Below are 22,193 nucleotides of genomic sequence, written 5' to 3'. Positions count from 1 at the left end.
TTACTCGTAGGTAAGGGTCATGCCACCATCAAACAACAGGTCGCCGCCGTCGAGGTGGCGGCCCAGATCGGAGAAACCGAGCAGGAAGAGGTTCGCGACATCGATCGGTTCCATCATCTCTTTGACGCGGGACTGGCCGAGCATGACGTCCTCGATCACCTCGTCGACCGAGATACCGCGCTGTTCGGCGGTGTCCTCTAACTGGGCCGTGACCAGCGGCGTCTTCACGTACCCGGTGCTGAGCGAGAACGCCCGAATCTTCCCCTCGCCCTCGGCGGCGATCGATTGGGTGAGTCCGCGCAGGCCGAACTTCGAGACGTTGTACGCGACCTTGTCGCTGGTGACGTAGTGACCGTGGACCGACGCCATGTTGCCGACGCAGCCCTCGCCGTCGTCGGTCCTCCGGAAGTGAGGAATACAGAGTTTCGAGAGGTACAGCGGTGCCCGGAGCATGATCCGATGCATCAGGTCGTAGGTCTCCATCGGAAACTCGTCGATGGGGTCGATGTGTTGCATCCCCGCGACGTTCGCGAGGTATTTGAGATCGCCCAGTTGCGCGGCCTCGTCGACGATCCGCTCGAGGTCGTCGTCGCTCGTGAGGTCGCCGGGCACTGACTCGATGGTCCCCTCAAGGTCGAGGTCCTCGCCGCGGTCGATCGTTCCCGCGAGGCCGTCCTCGTCGATGTCCGTGGCCGCGACGGTGAGGCCGTTGCCGGCGGCGGCCAGCGCGGTCGCCCGGCCGATGCCCGAGGCCCCGCCCGTCACGAGACAGACGTTGCGTTCGGTGAACGATTCGTCGGGAAATCGGTATATCTCTTCAGCGGAGACGGTGGGCGCCGTGACCTGATTTTGAGTCATTGTACACAGTTCATTGTTATCGAGGACCACCCTAAAAGATCGGCATTAACATGTCAACGACGACCTATCGGACGACCGTACGGTGCGTAGTTTTCGGAGTTGCTAATCGAACTATTATCGTCTGTTAAAGTCCATAACTATGCGCCAGTTCCGACGGTAAGGGGATAGTGTGTAAATAATAGCAACTATTAAGACCTTGTATGTCAGTCATTCTCTTCCTAGCGATGATCGACCTCGATATCGATATGCGGCAGTACGATTGTCCGTTCATCGACACGACGGACGACGTCGACATCGCGTTCTCGGCCGTTCAGTGGCAACTCGACACCGACGCTGAACAACTCGAGACGCGACTCATCGCCGAGGGGGACTCGAGGGAAACGCTCGAGGACGGGCTTCGAGCGCTCCGAACCCACTCGAACATGACGGACTGTTATCTCCTCTCCAAGCGCGACACCGTCGCCGAAATCGGCACGAAAATCGAGGTGACCAACGCCATGCAGACGATCCAACGGAACGGGGGCTACATCACCGGCCCGTTTCAGATCGAGAACGGCCGGGAACGGTGGCACATCGGTTTCGACGCCGACGAAGACGAGGATCGGACCCTCGCGGAACTCGAGCGTCACAACGAATTCAGCGTCGAGGACCGCGACCAGTTCGGCCCGTCGAGGCTGTTCGATCTCTTGGAGAACGCCGAGAGCGCGATGGAACTGCTCGACGGCTGTCGATCGCTGACCGAGACCGAACGCGAAACGTTCGCAGTCGCGTTCCGGCACGGTTACTACGAGACGCCCCGCGGGACGACGCTCGACGACCTCGCGGATCACTTCGATATCTCGAAGACGGCCGTCTCGATGAACTTGCGCCGGAGCGAGCGCAAAGTGCTCCAGTCGGCGCTGGGCGTGCTCGAGCGGATGAACGACGACCAGTTCTGAGCGAGAGACGAAACCGTCTCGACTCGCCGCGTCCGATCGTACGTCGCCTCACCTGCTGTCGAAAACGCCGGTAAGAGGAACGCGACCGACAGCACGGAAAATCGGCGCAGCGACGCTGATCACTCGCCGCCGCCCTGCATCAACAGCTGGATCTCCTCGTCGGAAGAGAGGGCCTCGGGGTCGCCGCTATCGACGATCTCGCCGCGTTCGATCACGTACATCCGGTCGACGATCTCGGGGACGTGGCTCGCATTCGACTCGGCGATCAACACCGAGATGTCCCGATCGATGATCTCGCGGATGTGGGACTTGACGTTCTCGACGACGACCGGCGCCAACCCCTCGAGCGGTTCGTCGAGGATGAGCAGGTCCGGCCGGAGCGCGAGCGCTCGGCCGATCGCGGTCATCTTCCCCTGCCCGCCGCTGAGGTTCTGCACTTCGGCGTCGCGCCGCTCCTCGAGTTCCGCGAAGAGGTCGAAGACATCCTCGACGACGGCGTCCTCGTCCTCGATTCCGCGAGCCGTCCCGGCGGTCCAGATCGGGAGCCGGAAGTTCTCCTCGACAGTCATCCCGGTAAAGAGGTCGCGGTTCTCCGGCTGGTAGCCGATCCCCCGCTTGGGAATCAGCTCGGGCCGCATGTCGAGTAGCTCCTCGCCGCGCAGTCGGATCGACCCGCTCGCGACCGGCGTCAGGCCCATGATCGACCGGAACGTCGACGTTTTTCCGGCACCGTTGCGGCCGACGAGCGCGACGGCTTCGCCCTCGTTGACTTCGAGGTCGATGCCGTGAGTGACCTCGAACCCCTCGACGGTCGACGTGAGGTTCGAGACCTCGAGCAGCGGGTCGGAGCCACCGGGTCCGGCGTCGGAACCCGAACCGGGGCCGAGCGTGCTCATTCGTCCACCCCCAACAGGACCCGCCGGAGTTCCGAGTCGGTCTCGAGCAGGGAGGGATCGCCCTCCCGGAAGACCCGCCCCTCGTGGAGGACCACGAGGCGGTCGGCGTACTCCTTGACGAGGTCCATGTCGTGTTCGATCGTCACCGTGGTGACGTCGTCGGCCTCGCCGGCCTCGACGATGGTCTCGATGACGTACTCCTTCTCGCGGGTCGCGACGCCGGCGGTCGGCTCGTCGAGCAGCAGGTAGGTCGGGTCGAGCCCGAACGACATCGCCACGTCCAGCAGTTTGCGGTCCCCGTGGGGTAGCGTCTCGGCCACTTCGTGCTGAACGTCGGTCAGACGGAACCGCTCGAGGTGCCCGTCGATTTCGGACTCGACCTCCTCGTGGCCGTCGTCGACGGATCGCATGCTCAGTGTCTTGCCGTGGCGCGAGAGGACCGCGACGCGGAGGTTCTCGCGGACGGTCATCTCCTCGAAGACGTGGACGATCTGGAAGCTCCTGACGAGGCCCTGTTTGACCCGGTCCTCGGGCGGCATCTCGGTGATGTCGTCTTCGACGGAAGCGCCGTTCTCTTCGCCGTGGACGACGACCGAACCTCGATCGGGCTCGAGGAGCCCGGTCAACAGGTTGATCAGCGTCGTCTTGCCGGCCCCGTTGGGGCCGACGATGAACACCATCTCGCCGTCGGTCTTCCCGAACTCCAGCGAGACGTCGTCCGTGGCGCGCAGTTCTCCGAACTCCTTGCGTAGGTCTCGTGCTTCGAGCATCTCAGTTTACTCCGAAAACGATGATTCGAACGGTGGTTACGGCCCGATTCGCGCCGCGACGGAGCGACGAGCCGAGCGTCGTGAGGTCCTCGCGGAGCAGGCCGGGATCACGCCGTCGTCGCGCCAGCCCGGTGCCGATCTTCGGGATCGATCCCAGGATTCCCTCCGGCAGGAAGAGGACGACCGCGATCAGCACCAGTCCGGTCAGAGCGTTGTAGTACTCCACGTAGAACGGCGCTTGGATCAGCAGATAGACGAGGACGACGCCGCCGACCACCGGGCCGACGAGCGTGCCGAACCCGCCGAGGATCGCCATGAACAGGATCTCGCCGGACACGAACGCGTAGAGGGTCGGATCCGGGCTCACGTGTAACTGCAGGAGCGCGAACAGGCCGCCGGCGAGTCCGCCGTAGACGCCCGAGATCGCGAACGCGATCCACACGTACTTCTCGACGGGGATCCCGACGAATCTGGCCCGCGTTCGGTCCTGTCCGATCGCGTCGAGCGCCCGGCCGAACGGCGAATTGACGAGCTTCCACATCGCCAGCAGCGAGACGACGAGGACGACGACCGTGAAGTAGTACAGGATCAGGTCGTACCCCGCTGACGACCACTGGAGGCCGAACAGCGTCGGCGGATTCAGCCCGTCGGGACGGACGCTGAGCCCGTCGCTGTAGTTGAAGTAGCCGCTCTGCAGGACGAACGCGTACAGGACCTGGTTGAACGCGAGCGTCAGCAGCGCGAAGTAGATATCGAGGTAGCCGGCGACGAAGTATCCGATCAGCACCGCAGTCACCGTCGACGCGAGGACGCCCCCGAACAGCAACAGGAGGCCGCTCGAGACGTCGAAGTGCGACGCCAAGACGGCGGCGCCGTAGGCCCCGACGCCGAAGAACGCCGCGTGGCCGAACGAGACGAGTTCGGTGTGGCGCAACAGCAGGTTCAGGCCGACCGCCGCGAGACCGAAGAGGATCCCGCGGTGGACCGCCTGAAACGAGAGGCTGGTCAGTCGCGTGATATCGGGGACCGCAAAGAGGACCGCGAGGCCGAGGACCGCGAGGACTGACTGCCCTTTCGTCAGTTCCATGCCCTCCGAGAGTCGCACGCGGGTCTCGTCGTCCCGTTCGACGAGGAAGCGACTCATTGGATCTCACCCCACGTTCCGTAGAGGCCCTCGGGCCTGACGAGCAAGACGAGTACCATCAGGAGGAACGGCACGGCCAGCTCGAGTTGCGGGTAGTACGGCGTCACGACGCGGCTCGAGACGCCGACCAAGAGCGCACCGACGAACGCGCCTTTCAGACTCCCGAGCCCGCCGATGACGATCACGACGAACGAGAGCACCAGCCAGCTGAGCCCCATCCCGAGGGAGGCGCTGCTCGGGCCGATACTGACCATCGCGCCGCCGAAGCCGGCGAAGAACGCGCCGATGGCGAACACGAGCGTGAACATGCGGTCCGTGCTGACGCCGATCGCCGTCGACATCTCCCGATTGATCGCGGTCGCCCGCACGATGCGGCCGGTCTTCGTCCGATCGAAGAACCAGGCGAGCCAGGCGAACACCGCGACGCCGATCAGGATGACGAGGACGTTGTACGACGGGTAGCCGAACCCGACCAACTCCGTCGTCGGGATCTCGTTGACGGCGCTGAAGACGCCCACGTCGACCGGCGAGGGGCCCCAGACGAACTTCATCACGTCGGTGAGGACCAGCAGTAGCCCGTAGGTTAACAGGAGCTGGTAGACCTCGTCCCGGTCGTAGATCGGCCTGATGAACGTCGCCTCGAGCGCGCCGCCGACCGGCAGTAACACGGCCGCGGCCGCGAGCGACCCGGCGAGGACGACCAGTCCGAAGACGATCGCCGTCGCGGGTCCGGTCGGGGCGGCGACCTGCCCGGCGAGGAAGCCGACGATGCTGAAGGCACAGAACGCCCCCAGCGCGTACAGTTCCCCGTGCGCGAGGTTGAGGATCCCGAGCACGCCGAAGATGATCGTCATCCCCGACGCGATCATGAACAGGATCGAGCCGTAATAGAACCCGTTGAGTACGTGTTCGAGCATAGTTATTGAGTCCCGTCTCGCACGGCGTCACCAGCTCCCGATCCAGTCGGCGGAGGTCTCGCCCGGCGGCGGCGACACGTTCTTCGCGGCGAAGACGTTCACGTCCGCGAGCGCCGCGGCGTCGTGGTCGGACGACCACGTCAGTTCGCCGAAGTGCGCGTTGGAGTACCCCTGATGGTCCACGCCGATGGTGTGGTAGCCCGCCGGCGTGAAGAAGCCGTGATTCTCGAGGACCGTCGCGAGTTCCTCCTGTTCCGGCCAGCGGCCGAGGAGACGGACGGCCTTCTCCGCGGCCGTGGCCCACGCCGTCACCGCGCCGTAGCCGCTCATGAAGTGGGCCGTCGGAACGACGCCGTACTCGTCTTCTACCTCGGAGACGAGGTCCGCGGCCGGGCTCCACCGGTCGGTCGACGGCTCCCCCCAGTAGAAGTTGCGCGATCCGGAATAAATCGGTCCGTCGACGAGGTCCTCGCTCAGGTCGTTCGCCGAGCCGTAGAGAACCGGCCCGACCAGCAGGTCGACGGCGTCGAACATGCCGTTGGCGTGGCCCTGCTCGAGCAACAGCGTCGCGTCGCCGCCCCAGCAACTCGAGAAGACGATGTCGGGGGCCTCCCCGTTGACCTCGGTGATGTGGGTGGACATGTCGCCGGTACCCAGATCCGGGAAGCCGCTGTACACTTCTTCCGCGCCGGTGAGCGCTTCGATCCCCCGCGAGAACAGGTCCATCTCGTCCTGACCGAACGCGTAGTTGGGGTTGATTCCGGCGTACGTGTCGATCGAGTCCGAACCGAGGACTTCGACCGCTTGCATGACGGCCGCGAGCGCCTCCATCACGTCGTGGTTCTGAAACCGGAACGAGTAGGTCACGTCCGGGAAGTCCTCCTCGTAGAGCGTCGTCACCGTCCCGTCCGTGGAGACGTTGATGACCTCCTGTGCCTCTATCTCGGGGACCATCTCCGCGTGTCCGCTGCTCGAGATCGGGCCGAACGTGACGTCTTTGCCCTCGTCGACGAACTGCTGGTAGTTGGTGAGGTACGCGCCGCCCTCCTCGACGACGTCGAGGTTCATCTCCCGGCCGGCGATCCCGTCGTTCTCGTTGATTCGCCGGACCGCCGTTTCGGCACCGTACTGGGCCTGTACGCCGAGTACCGACGGCGCGCCCTCGGTGAACGTCTGGAGCCCCGACTCGATCGGTTCGTCCGGAACGTCCGCGTCCGCGAGCGAGTCCTCCCCGTCCTCGAGCAGTTCCGTACAGCCGGCCAGTGCGACCGCAAGCGCCGAACCGCCGACTGTTTTCAGTAGCGTTCGTCGATCGATGCCGTCGGATTCCGCCGCCGTGAGTGGTCCAGTTGTCATCGGTAGTGCACACCGCGCGTCTGTCGCGCCATATATGTGAGATGAGCTACCAAACCAAATAGGAGAACGTAAACATGTTAACAGTGAACTCAACGCCGGGACCGCAACCGATCGAAGCACCGCCGTCCGTCGGATCGCTCGGCTCGGGCCGGCGAGCGTTTTTTCCCGGTCTATCGCATTCGGATAACTATGAGCACTCGAGCGGGCGCGAGCGATGGGGCATTCTGGGGAGATGCCGACGACGACATCGCGCTCCAACGCTATCGGACCCTCGTTAACACGATCGACGACGCGATCTATCAGCTCGATGTCGACGGTCGGTTCGTCGCGGTCAACGATGTCATCGTCGAGGAGACCGGCTATCCGCGCGAGGAACTCCTCGGCGAGCACGTCTCGATTCTGCTCGACGACGCCGACACCGATCGAATCGAACGCGAAATTGCGAGCCAGATCGACGCGCGAAACGACGATATCGCCACCTTCGAACTGGCTATCCGAACCGCCGACGGGGACGTGATCCCCTGCGAACTGCGCGTCAACCTGCTGATCGAGGACGGCGAGTTTCAGGGCACTATCGGCGTCGCTCGCGATCGGTCCGCGGAACAGCGCCAACAGGAGACGCTCGCATCGGCGGTGGCATCGTACGAATCGATAACGAGCGTCATCGACACGGCCGATATCGGCGTCTTCGTCCTCGACGAAGCCGAAGAGATCGCGTGGGTTGACGAGACCGTCGAACAGTACTTCGCCCTCGATCGGGAGGCGCTCATCGGGCGGAACGGTCGCGATTTCATCGAGGACACGCTCGAACACAGGATCGCCGACCCCGATTCGTTCGCTGAGACCGTCGTCTCGACGTACGACGAGGAGCGCTACATCGACCGCCTCGAGTGTCGGGTCGCTGCCGACGGCGACCGCGATGAGCGCTGGCTCTCCTACCAGAGCAAACCGATCGAATCCGGCGAGTTCGCCGGCGGACGGGTCGAGTTCTACTACGAGATCACCGACCAGAAGCAGTCCGAAGAGGACTTACAGGAGAACAAAGCCGAGTTCCAGTCGCTGGTCGACGCCGTCGAGGAGTACGCGATCTTCCGGCTGGACACGGACGGTTGCGTCATCAGCTGGAACAAGGGCGCACGGAAGCTCAAGGGCTACGACTACGAAGAGATCGTCGGCGAGCACTTCTCGACGTTCTACACCGAGGGTGATCGAGCGGCGAACGTCCCCGAGCGGAATCTCGAGGCCGCGACCGAGAACGGGTCCGTCGAGGACGAAGGGTGGCGGGTCCGCGATGACGGCACGCGGTTCTGGGCGAACGTGACGATCACGGCGATCCGGGACGACGACGGACAGCTTCAGGGCTACCTGAAGGTGACGCGGGACATGACGGATCGCCGGAAGCGCGAGCAGGAACTCGAGACCGAACTCCAGCGCATCCTCGGGCGGATCTCCGACGCCTTCTACGCGGTCGACGACGAGTTCCGCTTTACGCACGTCAACGACCGCGCCGCGGAACTCCTCCAGCACTCCGAGGAGGAACTCCTCGGCGAGCGGCTCTGGAACGTGTTCCCCGACCTCTACGAGATCGACGAGGTCTGGGACGCCTTCCACACGGCCTTAGAAACGCAGGAGCCAACCAGCTACGAACTCTACTACGACACGCTCGATTTCCGGGTCGAGGCGAACCTCTACCCCTCCGAGACCGGTATCTCGGTGTACTTCCGCGACGTCACCGAACGCCGGGAGCGCGAGCGGGAACTCGAGCGAACCGAACGCCGGTTCGAGGCGATCTTCGAGGACCCGAACATCCTCGTCGGCCTGCTCGAGCCCGACGGGACGGTCTTAGACATCAACGGAACCGCGATGGAGTACGTCGACGCCGACCTCGCGGACGTGACCGGCGAGCCGTTCTGGGAGACGCCGTGGTGGGGTGCGGGCGATGGGGTTCAGTCGGCCGTCAAGGAGTGGACCGAGCGCGCGGCCGCGGGCGAGTACGTCGAGTTCGAGACCGACCTCACCCGGCCGGACGGCGACCAGTACACGCTCAACGGCGTCTTCAGGCCGGTCACGAACGACGAGGGAGACGTCGTGTCGATCTTCGTCTCGGACCGCGACATCACGGCGCGAAAGCGGCGCGAACGCGAACTCGAGGAGTCCGAACAGCGTTACCGCACCCTCGCCGAACACTTCCCGAACGGGGTCGTCACCCTGTTCGACCACGACCTCGAGTACACGCTGGTCGCGGGGCAGGGCTTCGACAAGATCCCGGTGGACCCGTCGGAAGCCGAGGGCGAACGCTTCGACGACATCTGGCCGGAGGAGACGAGCGACGCGCTCGAACCGGCGCTCCGGGCGGCCCTCGAGGGCGAGGAGCGAACGATCGAACTCGAGTACGCCGGCCGGGAGTGGGTGATCTATACGGTCCCGATCACCGACAACCGAGGGGACGTCTTCGCCGGGGTGACGATGGCCCACGACATCACCGAACGCAAGGAGTACCAGCGCAAACTCGAGGAGACGATTTCGCGGCTCGAGGAGTCCAACAAGCGGTTAGAGCAGTTCGCCTACGCGGCCTCCCACGACCTGCAGGAACCGCTGCGGATGGTCTCGAGTTACCTCCAACTCATCGAGAGTCGGTACGCCGACGCGCTCGACGAGGACGGCGAGGAGTTCCTCGAGTTCGCCGTCGAGGGCGCAGAGCGGATGCGGAACATGATCGAGGGGCTGCTGACGTACTCCCGGATCGAGACGCAGGGCGAACCGCTCGAACCGACCGACCTCGATTCGGTCCTCGAGAGCGTGCTGATGGATCTGCAGTTCCAGATCGAGGAGAGCGACGCCGAGATCGAGACGACGGAGCTCCCCCGCGTCGAGGGCGACGCGGACCAGTTGCGGCAGGTGTTCCAGAACCTGCTGTCGAACGCGATCGAGTACAGCGGCGACGAACCGCCGCGGATTTCCGTCGACGCCGACCGGAAGGGAGGGGAGTGGGTGATCTCGGTCCGCGACGAGGGGATCGGGATCGATCCCGAGGAGTCCGACCGCGTCTTCGAGGTCTTTCAGCGCCTCCACAGCCGCGAGGAGTATTCCGGCACCGGAATCGGCCTCGCGCTCTGTCAGCGGATCATCGAACGCCACGGCGGCGAGATCTGGGTCGAGTCCGAACCCGGCGAGGGATCGACGTTCTCGTTCACGCTCCCCGCGGCGGCGGAAGCCGTACAGTGACTCCGCTGTCATCACGACCTCCGGTTCACGTCGTCACCGCCCCGCCGTCGTCACGGACGCCTGTTCCGGTCCGCAGTCAGCGCGAGTGCGCGCACTCGCCGACCGCGCCACGCCAGAACTGTAATATAAATTATAGTAGTCTGACGTACGTTTATGTGGCCGGACGGCCCCCTAGCTGATATGTCGAACAACCGCGTCGAGACGCTCGAATCGACGGTTGCGGAACTCGAGTCGACGGTAGAAGGGCTGACAGACGAACTCATCGAAGCCAAAGAGCGAATCCGCGTCCTCGAGGCCGAACTCGATGCCGACACGCCGACGCGCGTGCCGGAGCGACGGAACGAGGAGACCGGAACGACGGCGGGCAACGGCGACGAAACGCCGGAAGCCGAACCCGACGACGTCGCGGAAGCGGCGGCCGACGCCGAGACCGAAGCGGAACCGGCCGACGACGAAGCGGAAGACTCAGGTAGCGACGACATCATTGTAGCATAACTGCGGCTATCGCCGTTGGTGGGGAGCCGAGACGCGATCCTCGCGCCCTTCGACGGCTGATTGCGGTACGGAGGTCTCGCAAGAAGAATGTATATCAAGGCGATCGTCCTCGACAATTTCAAGAGCTTCGGCCGGAAAACGAAGATCCCGTTCTACGAAGATTTCACCGTCGTCACGGGCCCCAACGGCTCCGGCAAATCGAACATCATCGACGCCGTTCTCTTCGCGCTCGGACTGGCCCGTACCCGCGGGATCCGCGCCGAGAAACTGACCGATCTGATCTACAACCCCGGTCACGAGGACGGCGGCGGCTCGAGCGGCCCTCGAGAGGCCACCGTCGAGGTCATTCTCGACAACTCCGAGGGAACCCTCGAGCGCTCGCAGGTCGTCAACGCCGCGGGCAGCGACGACGTCGGCGACGTCGACGAGATTCGCATCCGGCGCCGGGTCAAGGAGACCGAGGACAACTACTACTCCTACTACTATCTGAACGACCGCTCGGTCAACCTCTCGGACATTCAGGACCTGCTCGCACAGGCCGGAATCACGCCGGAGGGGTACAACGTCGTCATGCAGGGCGACGTGACCGAGATCATCAACATGACCCCCCACGCCCGCCGGGAGATCATCGACGAGATCGCGGGCGTCGCGGAGTTCGACGCCAAGAAGGAAGATGCCTTCGGCGAACTCGAGACGGTCCAGGAACGGATCGACGAGGCCGAACTCCGCATCGAGGAGAAACGCGACCGGCTCGAACAACTGGCGGACGAACGCCGCGAGGCCATGCGCTACCGCCGGCTCCGCCGCGAGAAAGAGGAGTACGAGGGCTACCGGAAGGCCAGCGAACTCGAGGAGAAACGCGACGAACTCGAGTCGGTCGAGAGCGAGGTCGACGACCTCGAGGACGAACTCCGGGACCTCCAGCGGGAACTCGACGAACGCGAAGGCGCGGTCGTCCGGCTCCAAGAGGACCTCGAGGACTTAAACGCGGAAATCGAGCGCAAGGGCGAGGACGAACAGCTCCGGATCAAAAGCGAGATCGAGGAGATCAAAGGCGACATCTCGCGGCTCGAGGACAAGATCGAGGCCAGCGAGGAACAGATCGAGGACGCCGAGTCCGAACGCCGGGAGGCGTTCGTCCAGATCGACCGCAAGCAGGAGACGATCGACGACCTCGCCGACGAGATGCGCGAGCACAAACTCGAGAAGGCCTCGATCAAGAGCGAGATCCAAGAGCGAGAGACCGAACGCGACGACCTCGAGGCCGAGATCGAGGCCGTCGACACCGAGTTCGACGAACTCAAAGCCGACCTGGCCGAGCGAAAGGACGAGTTAGAGGCGGCCAAGACCGAGAAAAACGACCTCCAGCGCGAGCAGGACCGCCTGCTCGACGAGGCCCGGCGGCGGTCGAACAACATCAGCGAGAAAGAGCAGACGATCGAGGACAAACGCGAAGAGATCCCCGAGATCGAGAGCCAGCGGGGCGACTTAGAGCGCGAACTCGAGAAGGCGAAACGGAACCGCGCGAACATCGGGGAGGTCGTCGACGACCTGAAAGGCGAGAAACGACGGCTCCAGTCCGACGTCGACGACCTCGACGACGAGATTCAGGCCAAACAGCAGGAGTACGCCGAACTCGAGGCCAATGCGGGCGAGAGCGGCGACTCCTCGTTCGGGCGCGCGGTGACGACGATCCTCAACTCGGGGATCGACGGCGTCCACGGCGCGGTCGCCCAACTGGGGAACGTCCCCGGCGAGTACGCCGTGGCCTGCGAGACCGCCGCGGGCGGTCGCCTCGCGAACGTGGTCGTCGACGACGACGTCATCGGCCAGCAGTGTATCGAGCATCTGAAGTCCCGAAATGCGGGCCGGGCGACGTTCCTGCCGCTGACGGACATGAGCCAGCGCCGGCTGTCGTCGGCGCCGAGCGACCCGGGAATCGTCGACTTCGCGTACAACCTCGTCGACTTCGACAGCGAGTACGCCGGGGTCTTCTCCTACGTCCTCGGGGACACGCTGGTCGTCGAGGACATCGAGACCGCCCGCTCGTACATGGGCGACTACCGGATGGTCACCCTCGACGGCGACCTGGTCGAAAAGAGCGGCGCGATGACCGGCGGTTCCGGCGGCGGCTCCCGGTACTCCTTTACCGGGGGCGGTGAGGGTCAACTCGAGCGCGTCGCGAAACAGATCACGGAACTGCAGGAGGAACGCGAGTCCCTCCGGGAGGACCTGCGCGGCGTCGAGGAGCGCCTCGACGACGCCCGCGACCGGAAGTCGGACGCAGCCGACGAGGTCCGCTCGATCGAGTCCGAACTCGAGGGGCTCGACGAGAAGCGCGACGACGTCGAGCGCGAGATCGAAACGCTCGAGGCCGACCTCGAGGAGCTCCGCGAGGAACGCGAGTCCGTCGACGAGCGGATGAACGAAATCTCCGCGGAGATCGAGGCGAAGACCGCGACGGTCGAGGAACTCGAGGCCGATATCGCGGACCTCGAGAGCGAACTCGCGGACTCGAAGATTCCCGAGCTAACGGGCCAGATCGAGGCACTCGAGGCCGAGATCGACGAGCGCGAGGACCGCATTCAGGAACTCGACAACGAACTCAACGAACTGAGCCTCGAGAAGGAGTACGCCGAGGACGCCATCGAGGACCTCCACGACGACATCGAGGCGGCCCAGAACCGCAAGGCCGAGCACGAGGACCGGATCGAGGACTACGAGACGAAAATCGCCGGCAAGCGCGAGGAACTCGACGAGAAACGGGCCGCCGTCGAGGAGTTAGAGGAAGAGCTCACGGAACTGAAAGCCGAACGCAGCGACCTCAAGGAGGAGCTCTCCGAGGCCCGGACGAAACGCGATCAGCAGCAAGACCGGGTCAACGCCGTCGAGAGCAAACTCGAGGACGCCGGCGAGCGGGCGAGCAGCTTGGAGTGGGAGATCGAATCCCTCGAATCGGAGGTCGGCGACTACGACCCCGAGGACGTGCCCGATCACGACACCGTCCTCGAGATGATCGAGCACCTGCAGGCGGACATGGAGGCCATGGAGCCCGTGAACATGCTCGCGATCGACGAGTACGACGAGGTCCGCAGCGATCTCGACGACCTCGAGGAGGGGCGGGCGACGCTGGTCGAGGAAGCGGAGGGGATCCGCGACCGCATCGAGCAGTACGAGACCCAGAAGAAGCAGACGTTCATGGACGCCTACGACGCGATCGCGGCCCACTTCACCGAGATCTTCGAGAAGCTCTCGGAGGGGACGGGAACGCTCCACCTCGAGAACGAGGAGGATCCGTTCGACGGCGGGCTGACGATGAAGGCCCAGCCGGGCGACAAGCCGATCCAGCGGCTGGACGCGATGTCCGGCGGCGAGAAGTCGCTGACCGCGCTCGCCTTTATCTTCGCGATCCAGCGGCACAATCCGGCCCCGTTCTACGCGCTCGACGAGGTCGACGCCTTCCTCGACGCGGTCAACGCCGAGCGGATCGGCGAGATGGTCGAGGAACTCTCCGACAAGGCCCAGTTCGTCGTCGTCTCCCACCGCTCGGCGATGCTCGACCGCTCCGAGCGGGCAATCGGCGTGACGATGCAACAGGACAACGTGAGCGCGGTGACCGGGATCGACCTGAGTAGTGAGGAGGTTCCTGCTGATGACTAGCGAGGAGCCTGAGGAGCCGAAGGCGACGCAAGGCTCCTCGAAAATGCGAACGGGGAGCGAAGCGACCCGTGAGCGACGGGAGCCGCCACGCGGCTCCGACAGCGCGAACGGCGAAGCCGTGAGCAGCGAGGGCTCCAAGGAGCCCTCGAGTGATGCGAGCGGGCCAAAGGCCCGCGAGCAGACGGGGGACAAAGCGACCCGTGAGCGACGCAACGAACTGCGAGCCGACGGCGGCGAGGAAATCCCGCTGAACATCACCGGGCACGAGAACCGCGAGCCGCCGGGCGAGTCGCCCTCGAGCACCGACGACCCCGCTGGCGAGGAGGGTGAATCGGTCCTCGAGTTCACGGACATCGAGACGGCCTCGGACGGGGACGACGGTGACGAGGACGACGAGAAAGTCGAACCCGTCGAACTGCTCGTCCAACTGGCGAAAGACGGCGAGATCGAGCCGTGGGACATCGACATCGTCGCGGTCACCGACAAATTCCTCGAGGCGATCGAGGACGTCGACCTGCGGACGTCGGGCCGGGCGCTGTTCTACGCGAGCGTCCTCCTGCGGATGAAAAGCGACGAACTGTTCGCGACCGACGACCCCGACGAGGAGGAGTTGCCGCCGTGGGAAGCACCCTTCGCCGACGACGGGCCGATGGATCCCGAGGACGAGGAACGGGACTATCCGCCTGGCTTCGATCCCGTCGAGAACCTCGAGGAGGAGATGGAGCGTCGCCTCGAGCGCAAACACGCCCGCGGGAAGCCGGAGACGCTGGACGAACTGGTCCGGGAGCTTCGGACCGCCGAGCGCGACACGTGGTGGAAGGAGTCGCGGAGTTACGACACGAGCGACTCGCCGAAGGGGTACGACCGCGGCGTCCAGGAGCTGAACTACCACTCCGGCGACGACTTTCGGGTCGACGACGAGCCGACGAGCGACGACGTCACCCACACGACCCACGAGGAGGACATCGAGTCCGTCATCGACGACGTCGAAGCCGAACTCGAGGACCACTACGAGGCGGGCCGCGACGAGGTGCTGTACGCCGAGATCGACGCAGTCGGCGGGACCCGGGTGATGACCTACCTCGCCTTGCTCTTCTTGGCCCACCGCGGTCGAGTCACCCTCGAGCAGGACGAACTGTTCGGCGATCTCTGGATCAAAGACGCCACGACCGAGTCGGACGCGGGCGAAGCGATCGCGAATTGAATGCCGACTGTTGTCGTCGGGACCGCTTCGCGAATTCGAGCGGTGCGTTTCCCCTGCTCCGAAACGGGCCGGATCCGAACCCGATCGACTCGAACGCCCACAAGCGTTTAGCCCGCACCGGCGAAACGTCGGGTCGATGACGAGGCCGGACGATGTCCTCTTTCGCACCCGGATCGAGACGTTCGCGCTGATCCGGAGGTGCCTGCCGATCGCACTCCTCGCGGGAGCGCTGGTCGGGCCGATCACCGTCACCGACCCGACGACAGGGATGTGGCTCTCGGCGGTCGGCGTCTTGCTCGTGCTGGTCGGTCTCCACCTCGTGAGTCGCCTGCCGTTGTATCCGGCCCATACGTTCGGAGTCGAATACCGCGTCGAGGAGGAGCCGTTCGAGACCGAGCGCCGACGGTGTGTTCGCTGCGAGACGCTCGTGGAATCGGGCACGCACCGTCGCTATGCCAAGCAGATCGTCGTCCTCGGCGTGCCGCTGCACACCCTCGAGTGGGGGCACAACGACTTCTGTGCGGACTGTATCGGGCTCGCGGATGGCGCGGGCTCGAGTCCCGAGGCTGAACGAGTCGCGGGGCCGGAGCCGACGGTACCGCAGGGGGAGCGGAGTCGAGGTCGAGACGGGGATCGGCACCGGGATCAGAATCAGAACCGGAACCGGGGACCGACAGCGCCGTCGACCGCCACGACGCACGTCGACCCCAGCGCCGGTCGCCTCGAGCGCGCCCGCCGTGTCGACCGGAGTGACGAGACGACCGCGCTGGAACTCAGACGCGCGTTCGAGTGACTACTCGAGGTAGTCGCCGGCCAGCAGGTCGACGCGCTCGAGGGTGTCCTCGGGAATCGCCTCCTGTGGCGTGTTGATGGTGCCCTCGAGGGCGGTCCACGCCTCGCTGTGGAAGTCCTCGGGCATCGTTCGAATGGCACGTTCGACGACCGCGTTGATCGCCTCGCGATTCGCCGCGGCATTCTCGAGGACTTCGTCCAAGGTGACCTCGCTGTCGTCCTTCCAGACGTCGTAGTCGGTGACTCCGGCGACGGTGGCGTAGCTCAGTTCGGCCTCGCGGGCGAGTTTGGCCTCCGGGATGGCGGTCATCCCGACGACGTCCCAGCCCTGATCGCGGTAGAACTCGCTCTCGGCTTTCGTGGAGTACTGCGGGCCCTCGATGCAGACGTAGGTGCCGCCCTCCTCGGTTTTCGTGTCGTCGGTCGCCTCTTCGGCCGCGGTCGCGAGGTGGTCGACCATCGCGGGACAGTAGGGATCGGCGAAGCCCATGTGGACGACCATTCCGTCGCCGAAGAAGGTGGGCGAGCGGTGTTTCGTGCGGTCGAAGATCTGGTCGGGGACGACCAGCGTCTGCGGCGGCAGCTCCTCGCGCAGGCTCCCGACCGCGTTGGTCGCGATGACCCGGTCGACGCCGACCGATTTGAGCGCATAGATGTTCGCGCGGTAGGCCGCGTCGGTCGGCGGATGCTGGTGGTCCTCGCCGTGGCGCGGGAGGAACGCGACCTCCGTCCCGGCGAGTTCGCCGAGCGTGACCGCCTCGCTGGGTTCGCCGTAGGGTGTCGATACTGCTTCTTTGCGGGTGTTCTCGAGTGGCAGTGCGTCGTAGATACCGCTGCCACCGATAACGCCGATCGTCATGCACGGACATCTGTCAAGCAGGACCCTAAACGCGCGGATATCGGTCAGCCCTGCAATGCGGATGGCTACCGCCGACCCCCGTTGTGCGGTTCGATCCGGTGGCCGTCGCTATCACGGGTCACGAGCACCCAAGTACCGCCGCGATCACTATCGGGGTATGGCTTTCGACGAGGCTTCGGATGGCAGTCTCACCGACGGTCCCCTCGTGCGGCCGATGATCCGTCTGGCGTGGCCGCTGATCGTCATCCAGCTGTTACAGGTCGCCTACAACGTCGGCGACACCTTCTGGCTCGGCGCGCTCTCACCCGACGCGGTCGGGGCGGTGAGCCTCGCCTTCCCGTTGTTGTTCCTGCTGATCGCGATCGGCGGCGGCTTCACGACGGCCGGCGCGATCCTGATCGCCCAGCACACCGGCGCGAAGAGCGGCGACGCGGGGCTGATCGCCGGCCAGACGCTCTCGTTCGTCTCGCTGGTCGCGGTCGGGCTGAGCGCCCTCGGCTTCGTCGCAACCGAGCCGATGCTCGCCGTCTTGCCCGCCGACGCCGAGACCCAGGCCGCGATCATCCCGCTCGCCGCCGAGTATCTGCGGGTGTTCTTCCTCGGGCTTCCCTTCCTCTTCGGCTTCTTCGTCTTCGTCGCGCTCATGCGCGGCTACGGCAGCACGCGAACGCCGATGCGCGTCATGCTCGTCAGCGTCGTCATCAACGTCGCGATCGATCCGCTGCTCATCTTCGGTGTCGGCCCCCTCCCGCGCCTCGAGGTGCAGGGAGCCGCCGTCGCGACGCTCATCTCGCGGGGGATCGCGACGGCGATCGGGTTTTACCTACTGTACTACACCGACGTGGGACCCGACATCCGGCCCTCGCATCTCCGACCGCGACGCGAGTACGTCGCGAAGATCACGCGGCTGGGGATCCCGACGGCACTCGAGCAGTCGATGACGGCGCTTGCGCTGGTCGCGATGACGGCGATGGTCGTGACCTTCCCGCCGGCGGTCGTTGCGGCCTACGGACTCGGGAATCGGCTGATCTCGCTCGCGTTCCTGCCGGCGCTGGGGATGGGGCAGGCGACGGACACGATCGTCGGCCAGAATCTGGGCGCGGGCGAACCCGACCGGGCGGCGAGGGCGGTCCGGCTCGCGGCGGGCGTGATCGGATCTGTCATGTTCGCGGCGGGGGTACTCGCCGCTCTCTTTCCGGAGCCGTTCGTCTCGGTGTTCGTCACGGCCGACGCCGCCGGAACGCAAGCGACGATCGACTACGGCGTGACCTACCTCCGATTCGCCGCGGTCGGCTTCGCCTTCATGGGGGTGTTACAGGTGATTCAGGGCGCGTTCCGCGGGGCCGGAAACACGAAGACGGCGCTCGCGTTCGCGGTGCTCGGGCTGTGGATCGTCCGCGTCCCCGTCACCTACTACCTGATCTTCGTCGCCGGCTGGGGTCCGACCGGCATCTGGACGGGCGTCGTGATCGGCGATATCGCCGGCGCGATCGCCGCCGTCGCGTGGTTCAGCCGCGGCACGTGGAAGGGGACGCTGGTCGACGAGGGCGAGGCGGGATCGGAGACGACCGACTCGAGCGAGACCGACTCCGTCGCGGAGTAACGACGCGGACTCGAGTCGATACACGGGATGTTCACCTGCTCGATCGGACCGGTAAGCCGAGTGCCGTGTAGTGAACTGTCTGTAACTGGTGATAGTTTCCTGTAAAAACGAATTGAGCAGCTGTGAGTTGAGAACGAGACGACAGCGCTATTCGTCCGCCAGCGCATCGTACACGTCCCGGTGTTCGTCACGTCCCTTTTTAGCTAACGACCGCAGTAGATCTCGGCGAGCGTCGCGCATCACTTCCTCCGGCGGCTCTTCGCCGTGTTCTTCGACGTACTGTTCTCGTACGTCTTCAAGCAGCCGCTCGAGCAGGTTACTCCGCGAACCATCGGGGACGCTTTCGTCAGCTGCCATTTTCCGGTGTTTCTTCGTCGCCATCATTGTTAACGGTTCCGTCGTATATCGTGGTCAGATCCCATTCATCGCGCAGCGTCGCTTCGTCGTACTCGTCGGGCAGATATTCGTCCGGATCGACATCGAGATACTGTACGGCAACGGCGGCAAGGAGAACGCTGAGTGCGGCCCACGGATCGGTCTCATCATCTAACTCAAGTGGGACCGTCTGATCGTCGAGATAGTTCGGTCCGATCTCTCGATCGATCAGCGATTCCCTCACCGAGAAGAGCTTCAGCATCGACCGAATGTCTTCACCGTAATCGAGTTCGTATCCGTTGACGAGGTAGAAGAGTTCGGTGGTGTTCAGGGCGGTCCGTTTGTTACCATCGACAAACCAATGGTTCGATGCGAGTAGTCGCATCAGGTGAAACGCTTTTTCGTGAATCGTTTCCGGCACCGCGCCGAAATGGCCGTGTTTGACGTAATCGATAGCAAACTCGATCCTGTCTGGATCGGTAACGCCAGTACTGGCCTCGTCGTCTTCCGAGACAATATCGTCATGAAGCAACAAGATGTCGTCTACGGACGGATACCATAACTCATCCTCGGCGGGCATCGTGTGGTATTTCCTACAGTAACCGTATGTGTAAGTACTCCGGATTCCCGTGATTAACGTCCCCGAGTCGGGATCGAGAACGAACTACCGTCTCGAGGAAAGACACGACCCGACGAGACGCGTTACTCGGCGAGCGCCCACTCGTCGGCTCCGACCGACTCGAGCACCTCGCGCCGTTCCATCTCGCTCAGGACTTCCAGCAGGCGGTCGGGTTGGGCGATCTCCATCTCGATGCGCTCGATGCCGTGGTGTTCGGTGAGGAAGTGGCGGATCTCCTCCTCGGTAAACGACTGCTGGTCGGCTTTCTCCATCGCGCTGGTGATCAGGTCGACCATGTCCTCGATGAAGTTCCAGGGGTAGACGACCCACGTCCACTCCGCTAAGCGTTCGCCGACGTAATCGGGGCGGAACTCGCTGGTACCGAGCAGTTGCAGGGTCGCGGTGCGGACCTCGCCGGCGTCGCGGTCGTCGACGTACTCGTAGGCCCGCTGAATCGAGCCGCCGGTGTCGGCGATGTCGTCGATGATGAGGACGTCCTTGTCCTCGACGCTGCCCTCTGGCATCGGATAGCGGACGGTCGGTTCGCCGGACTTCTCGGCGGTGCCGACGTAGTGTTCCATCTTCAGGCTCGTCAGGTCGTCCAGTCCGAGGAAGTCACAGAGACACCGCCCCGCGAACCAGCCGCCTCGAGCCAGCGCGACGACGACATCCGGTTCGAACTCGTCGTCGCGGATATCGTCGCTCACGTCCCGACACAGGCCGTAGATATACTCCCAGTTGGTTATCGTACAGTCGAAATCGTCCGGTAAGTCGGACATCTGATGGCCACCTACCCGGTGTCTCGAGCGCGGTCCCCTTAAGTCGGCTGAAACGGATCGCGCCGGCCAGCGGCCCGACCGTCGCCGACCCGAACCGCCGGAGATTTATAATCGAATGGTACAACCTAGTTATCGATGGCGCAGACGCAGATTCAGGCCGCCCGTGAAGGGACGGTCACGCCCGAGATGGAACGCGTCGCCGAGCGAGAGAACCGCGATCCGGAGTTCGTCCGCGAGCAGGTCGCCGACGGACAGGCAGTCATTCCGGCGAACGTCAACCACGACGCGCTCGACGCGATGATCATCGGCCGCGAGTTCGCGACGAAGGTCAACGCGAACATCGGCAACAGCGAGACGACCAGCGACCTCGAGACGGAACTCGAGAAGCTCCACACCGCGGTTCACTACGGCGCGGACACGGTGATGGACCTCGGAACGGGCAGCGATTTAGACGAGATCCGGGAGGCCCACGTCGAGCACTCGCCGGTGCCGCTGGGCACGGTGCCGCTGTACGAGGCGGTCAAGCAGGCAGGCAGCCCCGAAGAGATCACGACCGATCTGCTGCTCGAGGTCGTCGAGAAACAGGCCGAGCAGGGCGTCGACTACATGACGATCCACGCGGGGATCCTCGCCGAGCACCTGCCGCTGACCGACGGCCGGAAGACGGGGATCGTCTCGCGGGGTGGCTCGATCATGGCCAAGTGGATGGAAGCGAACGGCGATCAGAACCCGTTCTATCAGGTCTTCCCCGAGATTTGTGAAATCTTCGCCGAGCACGACGTCACCTTTAGTCTCGGGGACAGCCTGCGACCCGGCTGTCTGGCCGACGCCTGCGACGAGGCCCAGTACGCGGAACTCGACACGCTGGGCGAATTGACCCGCGTCGGCTGGGACCACGGCGTACAGGTGATGGTCGAGGGGCCGGGCCACGTCCCGATGCACAAGGTCGCCGAGAACGTCGAGCGCCAGCAGGAGGTCTGCGACGGCGCACCCTTCTACGTCCTCGGGCCGCTGGTGACCGACATCGCGCCGGGCTACGACCACATCACGAGCGCCATCGGTGCGGCGATGGCAGCCCAGGCCGGTGCCGCGATGCTGTGTTACGTCACCCCGAAGGAGCACCTCGGGCTCCCCGAGGAGGCGGACGTTCGCGACGGCCTCGCGGCCTACCGGATCGCCGCCCACGCCGGCGACGTGGGGAACGAACGCCCCGGCGCGCGCGACTGGGACGACGCGCTCTCCGAAGCACGATACGAATTCGACTGGCGCGAGCAGTTCGAACTCGCGCTCGATCCCGACCGCGCCCGGTCGTTCCACGACCAGACCCTGCCCGGAGACAACTACAAGGAGGCCCGCTTCTGCTCGATGTGCGGGGCCGAGTTCTGTTCGATGCGGATCGATCAGGACGCACGCGAAGACGGCGAGATGGCGGCCATCGAGGGCGAGGACCGAACCGACCTCGAGTCCTCGTCCGCCGCCGAGGTCAACCGGCCGCCGGTGGGGACCCACGAGTCGGGCGAGCTGCCGCCGATGGCGGACCACGACCGCGCCGACTCGCTCGAGGAACCGGGAGACGACTGATACGTGGCTTCGCGGCTCCGCAAACCCGCGGACTCGAGGGTCGCGGACCTTCGCATATCAAAACTGAATACAGCCACAGAGAATCGACCGTGTCTTTATCCGACAGACCGTGGTCGCTTCGG

At 64.7% G+C, this 22,193-nt stretch carries 18 protein-coding genes; 8 read left to right on the top strand and 10 right to left on the bottom strand.

All coding sequences use genetic code 11. The features are described 5' to 3' along the window. Positions 1–858 carry an SDR family oxidoreductase gene (locus FEJ81_RS14285; protein ID WP_138245916.1) on the bottom strand — a complete coding sequence of 286 codons (858 nt, stop codon included), beginning with the start codon at positions 856–858 and terminating at the stop codon, positions 1–3. 224 nt (positions 859–1,082) lie between these two features. Here FEJ81_RS14285 and FEJ81_RS14280 point away from each other — a divergent pair, with 224 nt between their 5' ends. Further along, the gene (locus FEJ81_RS14280; protein WP_138246799.1) at positions 1,083–1,796 is read left to right on the top strand and encodes a helix-turn-helix domain-containing protein; all 714 of its coding nucleotides are present in this window, start codon (positions 1,083–1,085) and stop codon (positions 1,794–1,796) included. A gap of 119 nt (positions 1,797–1,915) precedes the next feature. Here the strand turns inward: FEJ81_RS14280 and FEJ81_RS14275 are convergent, their stop codons facing one another. Genes FEJ81_RS14275 through FEJ81_RS14255 form a run of 5 tightly spaced genes read right to left on the bottom strand, consistent with a single transcriptional unit; the run spans position 1,916 to position 6,879 of the window. Further along, positions 1,916–2,692: an ABC transporter ATP-binding protein gene (locus tag FEJ81_RS14275; RefSeq protein WP_138245915.1), complete on the bottom strand. Its 777-nt coding sequence runs from the start codon at positions 2,690–2,692 to the stop codon at positions 1,916–1,918. After that, on the bottom strand, positions 2,689–3,462 hold the full coding sequence (locus tag FEJ81_RS14270) for an ABC transporter ATP-binding protein (protein ID WP_138245914.1): 774 nt from the start codon (positions 3,460–3,462) through the stop codon (positions 2,689–2,691). Before FEJ81_RS14270 ends, FEJ81_RS14275 begins: the two co-directional genes overlap by 4 nt. A 1-nt stretch (position 3,463) precedes the next feature. Continuing rightward, positions 3,464–4,606 carry a branched-chain amino acid ABC transporter permease gene (locus FEJ81_RS14265; protein WP_138245913.1) on the bottom strand — a complete coding sequence of 381 codons (1,143 nt, stop codon included), beginning with the start codon at positions 4,604–4,606 and terminating at the stop codon, positions 3,464–3,466. Further along, positions 4,603–5,523 (bottom strand): branched-chain amino acid ABC transporter permease, encoded by a 921-nt coding sequence (locus tag FEJ81_RS14260; RefSeq protein ID WP_138245912.1) that lies wholly within the window; start codon positions 5,521–5,523, stop codon positions 4,603–4,605. The genes FEJ81_RS14265 and FEJ81_RS14260 overlap by 4 nt, the downstream gene beginning before the upstream one ends. 27 nt (positions 5,524–5,550) lie before the next feature. Next, positions 5,551–6,879: an ABC transporter substrate-binding protein gene (locus FEJ81_RS14255; RefSeq protein ID WP_175416432.1), complete on the bottom strand. Its 1,329-nt coding sequence runs from the start codon at positions 6,877–6,879 to the stop codon at positions 5,551–5,553. Between the two features lie 189 nt (positions 6,880–7,068). Between FEJ81_RS14255 and FEJ81_RS14250 the strand changes: the two genes are divergently transcribed. From FEJ81_RS14250 to FEJ81_RS14230, 5 genes are all read left to right on the top strand, one after another. Beyond that, complete coding sequence (locus FEJ81_RS14250; protein ID WP_138245911.1) at positions 7,069–10,104, top strand: PAS domain-containing sensor histidine kinase; 3,036 nt, start codon at positions 7,069–7,071, stop codon at positions 10,102–10,104. 180 nt (positions 10,105–10,284) lie between these two features. After that, complete coding sequence (locus tag FEJ81_RS14245) at positions 10,285–10,599, top strand: DUF7518 family protein (RefSeq protein ID WP_138245910.1); 315 nt, start codon at positions 10,285–10,287, stop codon at positions 10,597–10,599. Positions 10,600–10,686: 87 nt separating this feature from the next. After that, the gene (gene smc / locus FEJ81_RS14240; RefSeq protein WP_138245909.1) at positions 10,687–14,259 is read left to right on the top strand and encodes a chromosome segregation protein SMC; all 3,573 of its coding nucleotides are present in this window, start codon (positions 10,687–10,689) and stop codon (positions 14,257–14,259) included. Next, on the top strand, positions 14,252–15,463 hold the full coding sequence (locus FEJ81_RS14235; protein WP_138245908.1) for a segregation and condensation protein A: 1,212 nt from the start codon (positions 14,252–14,254) through the stop codon (positions 15,461–15,463). The genes smc and FEJ81_RS14235 overlap by 8 nt, the downstream gene beginning before the upstream one ends. 136 nt (positions 15,464–15,599) lie before the next feature. Beyond that, on the top strand, positions 15,600–16,256 hold the full coding sequence (locus FEJ81_RS14230) for a hypothetical protein (RefSeq protein WP_138245907.1): 657 nt from the start codon (positions 15,600–15,602) through the stop codon (positions 16,254–16,256). Here the strand turns inward: FEJ81_RS14230 and mtnP are convergent, their stop codons facing one another. Further along, positions 16,257–17,114: an S-methyl-5'-thioadenosine phosphorylase gene (gene mtnP / locus FEJ81_RS14225; RefSeq protein WP_138245906.1), complete on the bottom strand. Its 858-nt coding sequence runs from the start codon at positions 17,112–17,114 to the stop codon at positions 16,257–16,259. A 157-nt stretch (positions 17,115–17,271) separates the two neighbouring features. On the opposite strand from mtnP, the gene FEJ81_RS14220 reads away from it, so the two are divergent. Continuing rightward, complete coding sequence (locus FEJ81_RS14220) at positions 17,272–18,717, top strand: MATE family efflux transporter (protein WP_138245905.1); 1,446 nt, start codon at positions 17,272–17,274, stop codon at positions 18,715–18,717. Positions 18,718–18,864: 147 nt separating this feature from the next. Here FEJ81_RS14220 and FEJ81_RS14215 read toward each other — a convergent pair whose 3' ends face one another. The 3 genes from FEJ81_RS14215 to FEJ81_RS14205 form a co-directional block, all read right to left on the bottom strand. Continuing rightward, entirely contained in the window at positions 18,865–19,074 is a 210-nt protein-coding gene (locus tag FEJ81_RS14215; protein WP_138245904.1) for a hypothetical protein, read from the bottom strand. Further along, a complete protein-coding gene (locus FEJ81_RS14210; RefSeq protein WP_138245903.1) occupies positions 19,064–19,672 on the bottom strand; it encodes a type II toxin-antitoxin system death-on-curing family toxin in 609 nt (202 codons plus the stop codon). The genes FEJ81_RS14215 and FEJ81_RS14210 overlap by 11 nt, the downstream gene beginning before the upstream one ends. Before the next feature lie 122 nt (positions 19,673–19,794). Further along, a complete protein-coding gene (locus FEJ81_RS14205) occupies positions 19,795–20,490 on the bottom strand; it encodes a phosphoribosyltransferase (RefSeq protein ID WP_138245902.1) in 696 nt (231 codons plus the stop codon). A gap of 135 nt (positions 20,491–20,625) precedes the next feature. On the opposite strand from FEJ81_RS14205, the gene thiC reads away from it, so the two are divergent. Next, entirely contained in the window at positions 20,626–22,071 is a 1,446-nt protein-coding gene (thiC, locus tag FEJ81_RS14200) for a phosphomethylpyrimidine synthase ThiC (protein ID WP_138245901.1), read from the top strand. Positions 22,072–22,193: the final 122 nt, after the last annotated feature.

The organism is Natrinema versiforme, assembly GCF_005576615.1.
Classification (GTDB): domain Archaea; phylum Halobacteriota; class Halobacteria; order Halobacteriales; family Natrialbaceae; genus Natrinema; species Natrinema versiforme_A.
The sequence above is the reverse complement of the archived record's forward strand: the minus strand, read 5'-3'. Positions and strand labels throughout refer to the sequence as shown.

Bases quoted from the DNA above. Each gene is read 5' to 3' on its own strand.
- FEJ81_RS14285 (WP_138245916.1), bottom strand. From the start codon at position 858: ATGACTCAAAATCAGGTCACGGCGCCCACCGTCTCCGCTGAAGAGATA.
- FEJ81_RS14280 (WP_138246799.1), top strand. From the start codon at position 1,083: ATGATCGACCTCGATATCGATATGCGGCAGTACGATTGTCCGTTCATC.
- FEJ81_RS14275 (WP_138245915.1), bottom strand. From the start codon at position 2,692: ATGAGCACGCTCGGCCCCGGTTCGGGTTCCGACGCCGGACCCGGTGGC.
- FEJ81_RS14270 (WP_138245914.1), bottom strand. From the start codon at position 3,462: ATGCTCGAAGCACGAGACCTACGCAAGGAGTTCGGAGAACTGCGCGCC.
- FEJ81_RS14265 (WP_138245913.1), bottom strand. From the start codon at position 4,606: ATGAGTCGCTTCCTCGTCGAACGGGACGACGAGACCCGCGTGCGACTC.
- FEJ81_RS14260 (WP_138245912.1), bottom strand. From the start codon at position 5,523: ATGCTCGAACACGTACTCAACGGGTTCTATTACGGCTCGATCCTGTTC.
- FEJ81_RS14255 (WP_175416432.1), bottom strand. From the start codon at position 6,879: ATGACAACTGGACCACTCACGGCGGCGGAATCCGACGGCATCGATCGA.
- FEJ81_RS14250 (WP_138245911.1), top strand. From the start codon at position 7,069: ATGAGCACTCGAGCGGGCGCGAGCGATGGGGCATTCTGGGGAGATGCC.
- FEJ81_RS14245 (WP_138245910.1), top strand. From the start codon at position 10,285: ATGTCGAACAACCGCGTCGAGACGCTCGAATCGACGGTTGCGGAACTC.
- smc (WP_138245909.1), top strand. From the start codon at position 10,687: ATGTATATCAAGGCGATCGTCCTCGACAATTTCAAGAGCTTCGGCCGG.
- FEJ81_RS14235 (WP_138245908.1), top strand. From the start codon at position 14,252: ATGACTAGCGAGGAGCCTGAGGAGCCGAAGGCGACGCAAGGCTCCTCG.
- FEJ81_RS14230 (WP_138245907.1), top strand. From the start codon at position 15,600: ATGACGAGGCCGGACGATGTCCTCTTTCGCACCCGGATCGAGACGTTC.
- mtnP (WP_138245906.1), bottom strand. From the start codon at position 17,114: ATGACGATCGGCGTTATCGGTGGCAGCGGTATCTACGACGCACTGCCA.
- FEJ81_RS14220 (WP_138245905.1), top strand. From the start codon at position 17,272: ATGGCTTTCGACGAGGCTTCGGATGGCAGTCTCACCGACGGTCCCCTC.
- FEJ81_RS14215 (WP_138245904.1), bottom strand. From the start codon at position 19,074: ATGGCAGCTGACGAAAGCGTCCCCGATGGTTCGCGGAGTAACCTGCTC.
- FEJ81_RS14210 (WP_138245903.1), bottom strand. From the start codon at position 19,672: ATGCCCGCCGAGGATGAGTTATGGTATCCGTCCGTAGACGACATCTTG.
- FEJ81_RS14205 (WP_138245902.1), bottom strand. From the start codon at position 20,490: ATGTCCGACTTACCGGACGATTTCGACTGTACGATAACCAACTGGGAG.
- thiC (WP_138245901.1), top strand. From the start codon at position 20,626: ATGGCGCAGACGCAGATTCAGGCCGCCCGTGAAGGGACGGTCACGCCC.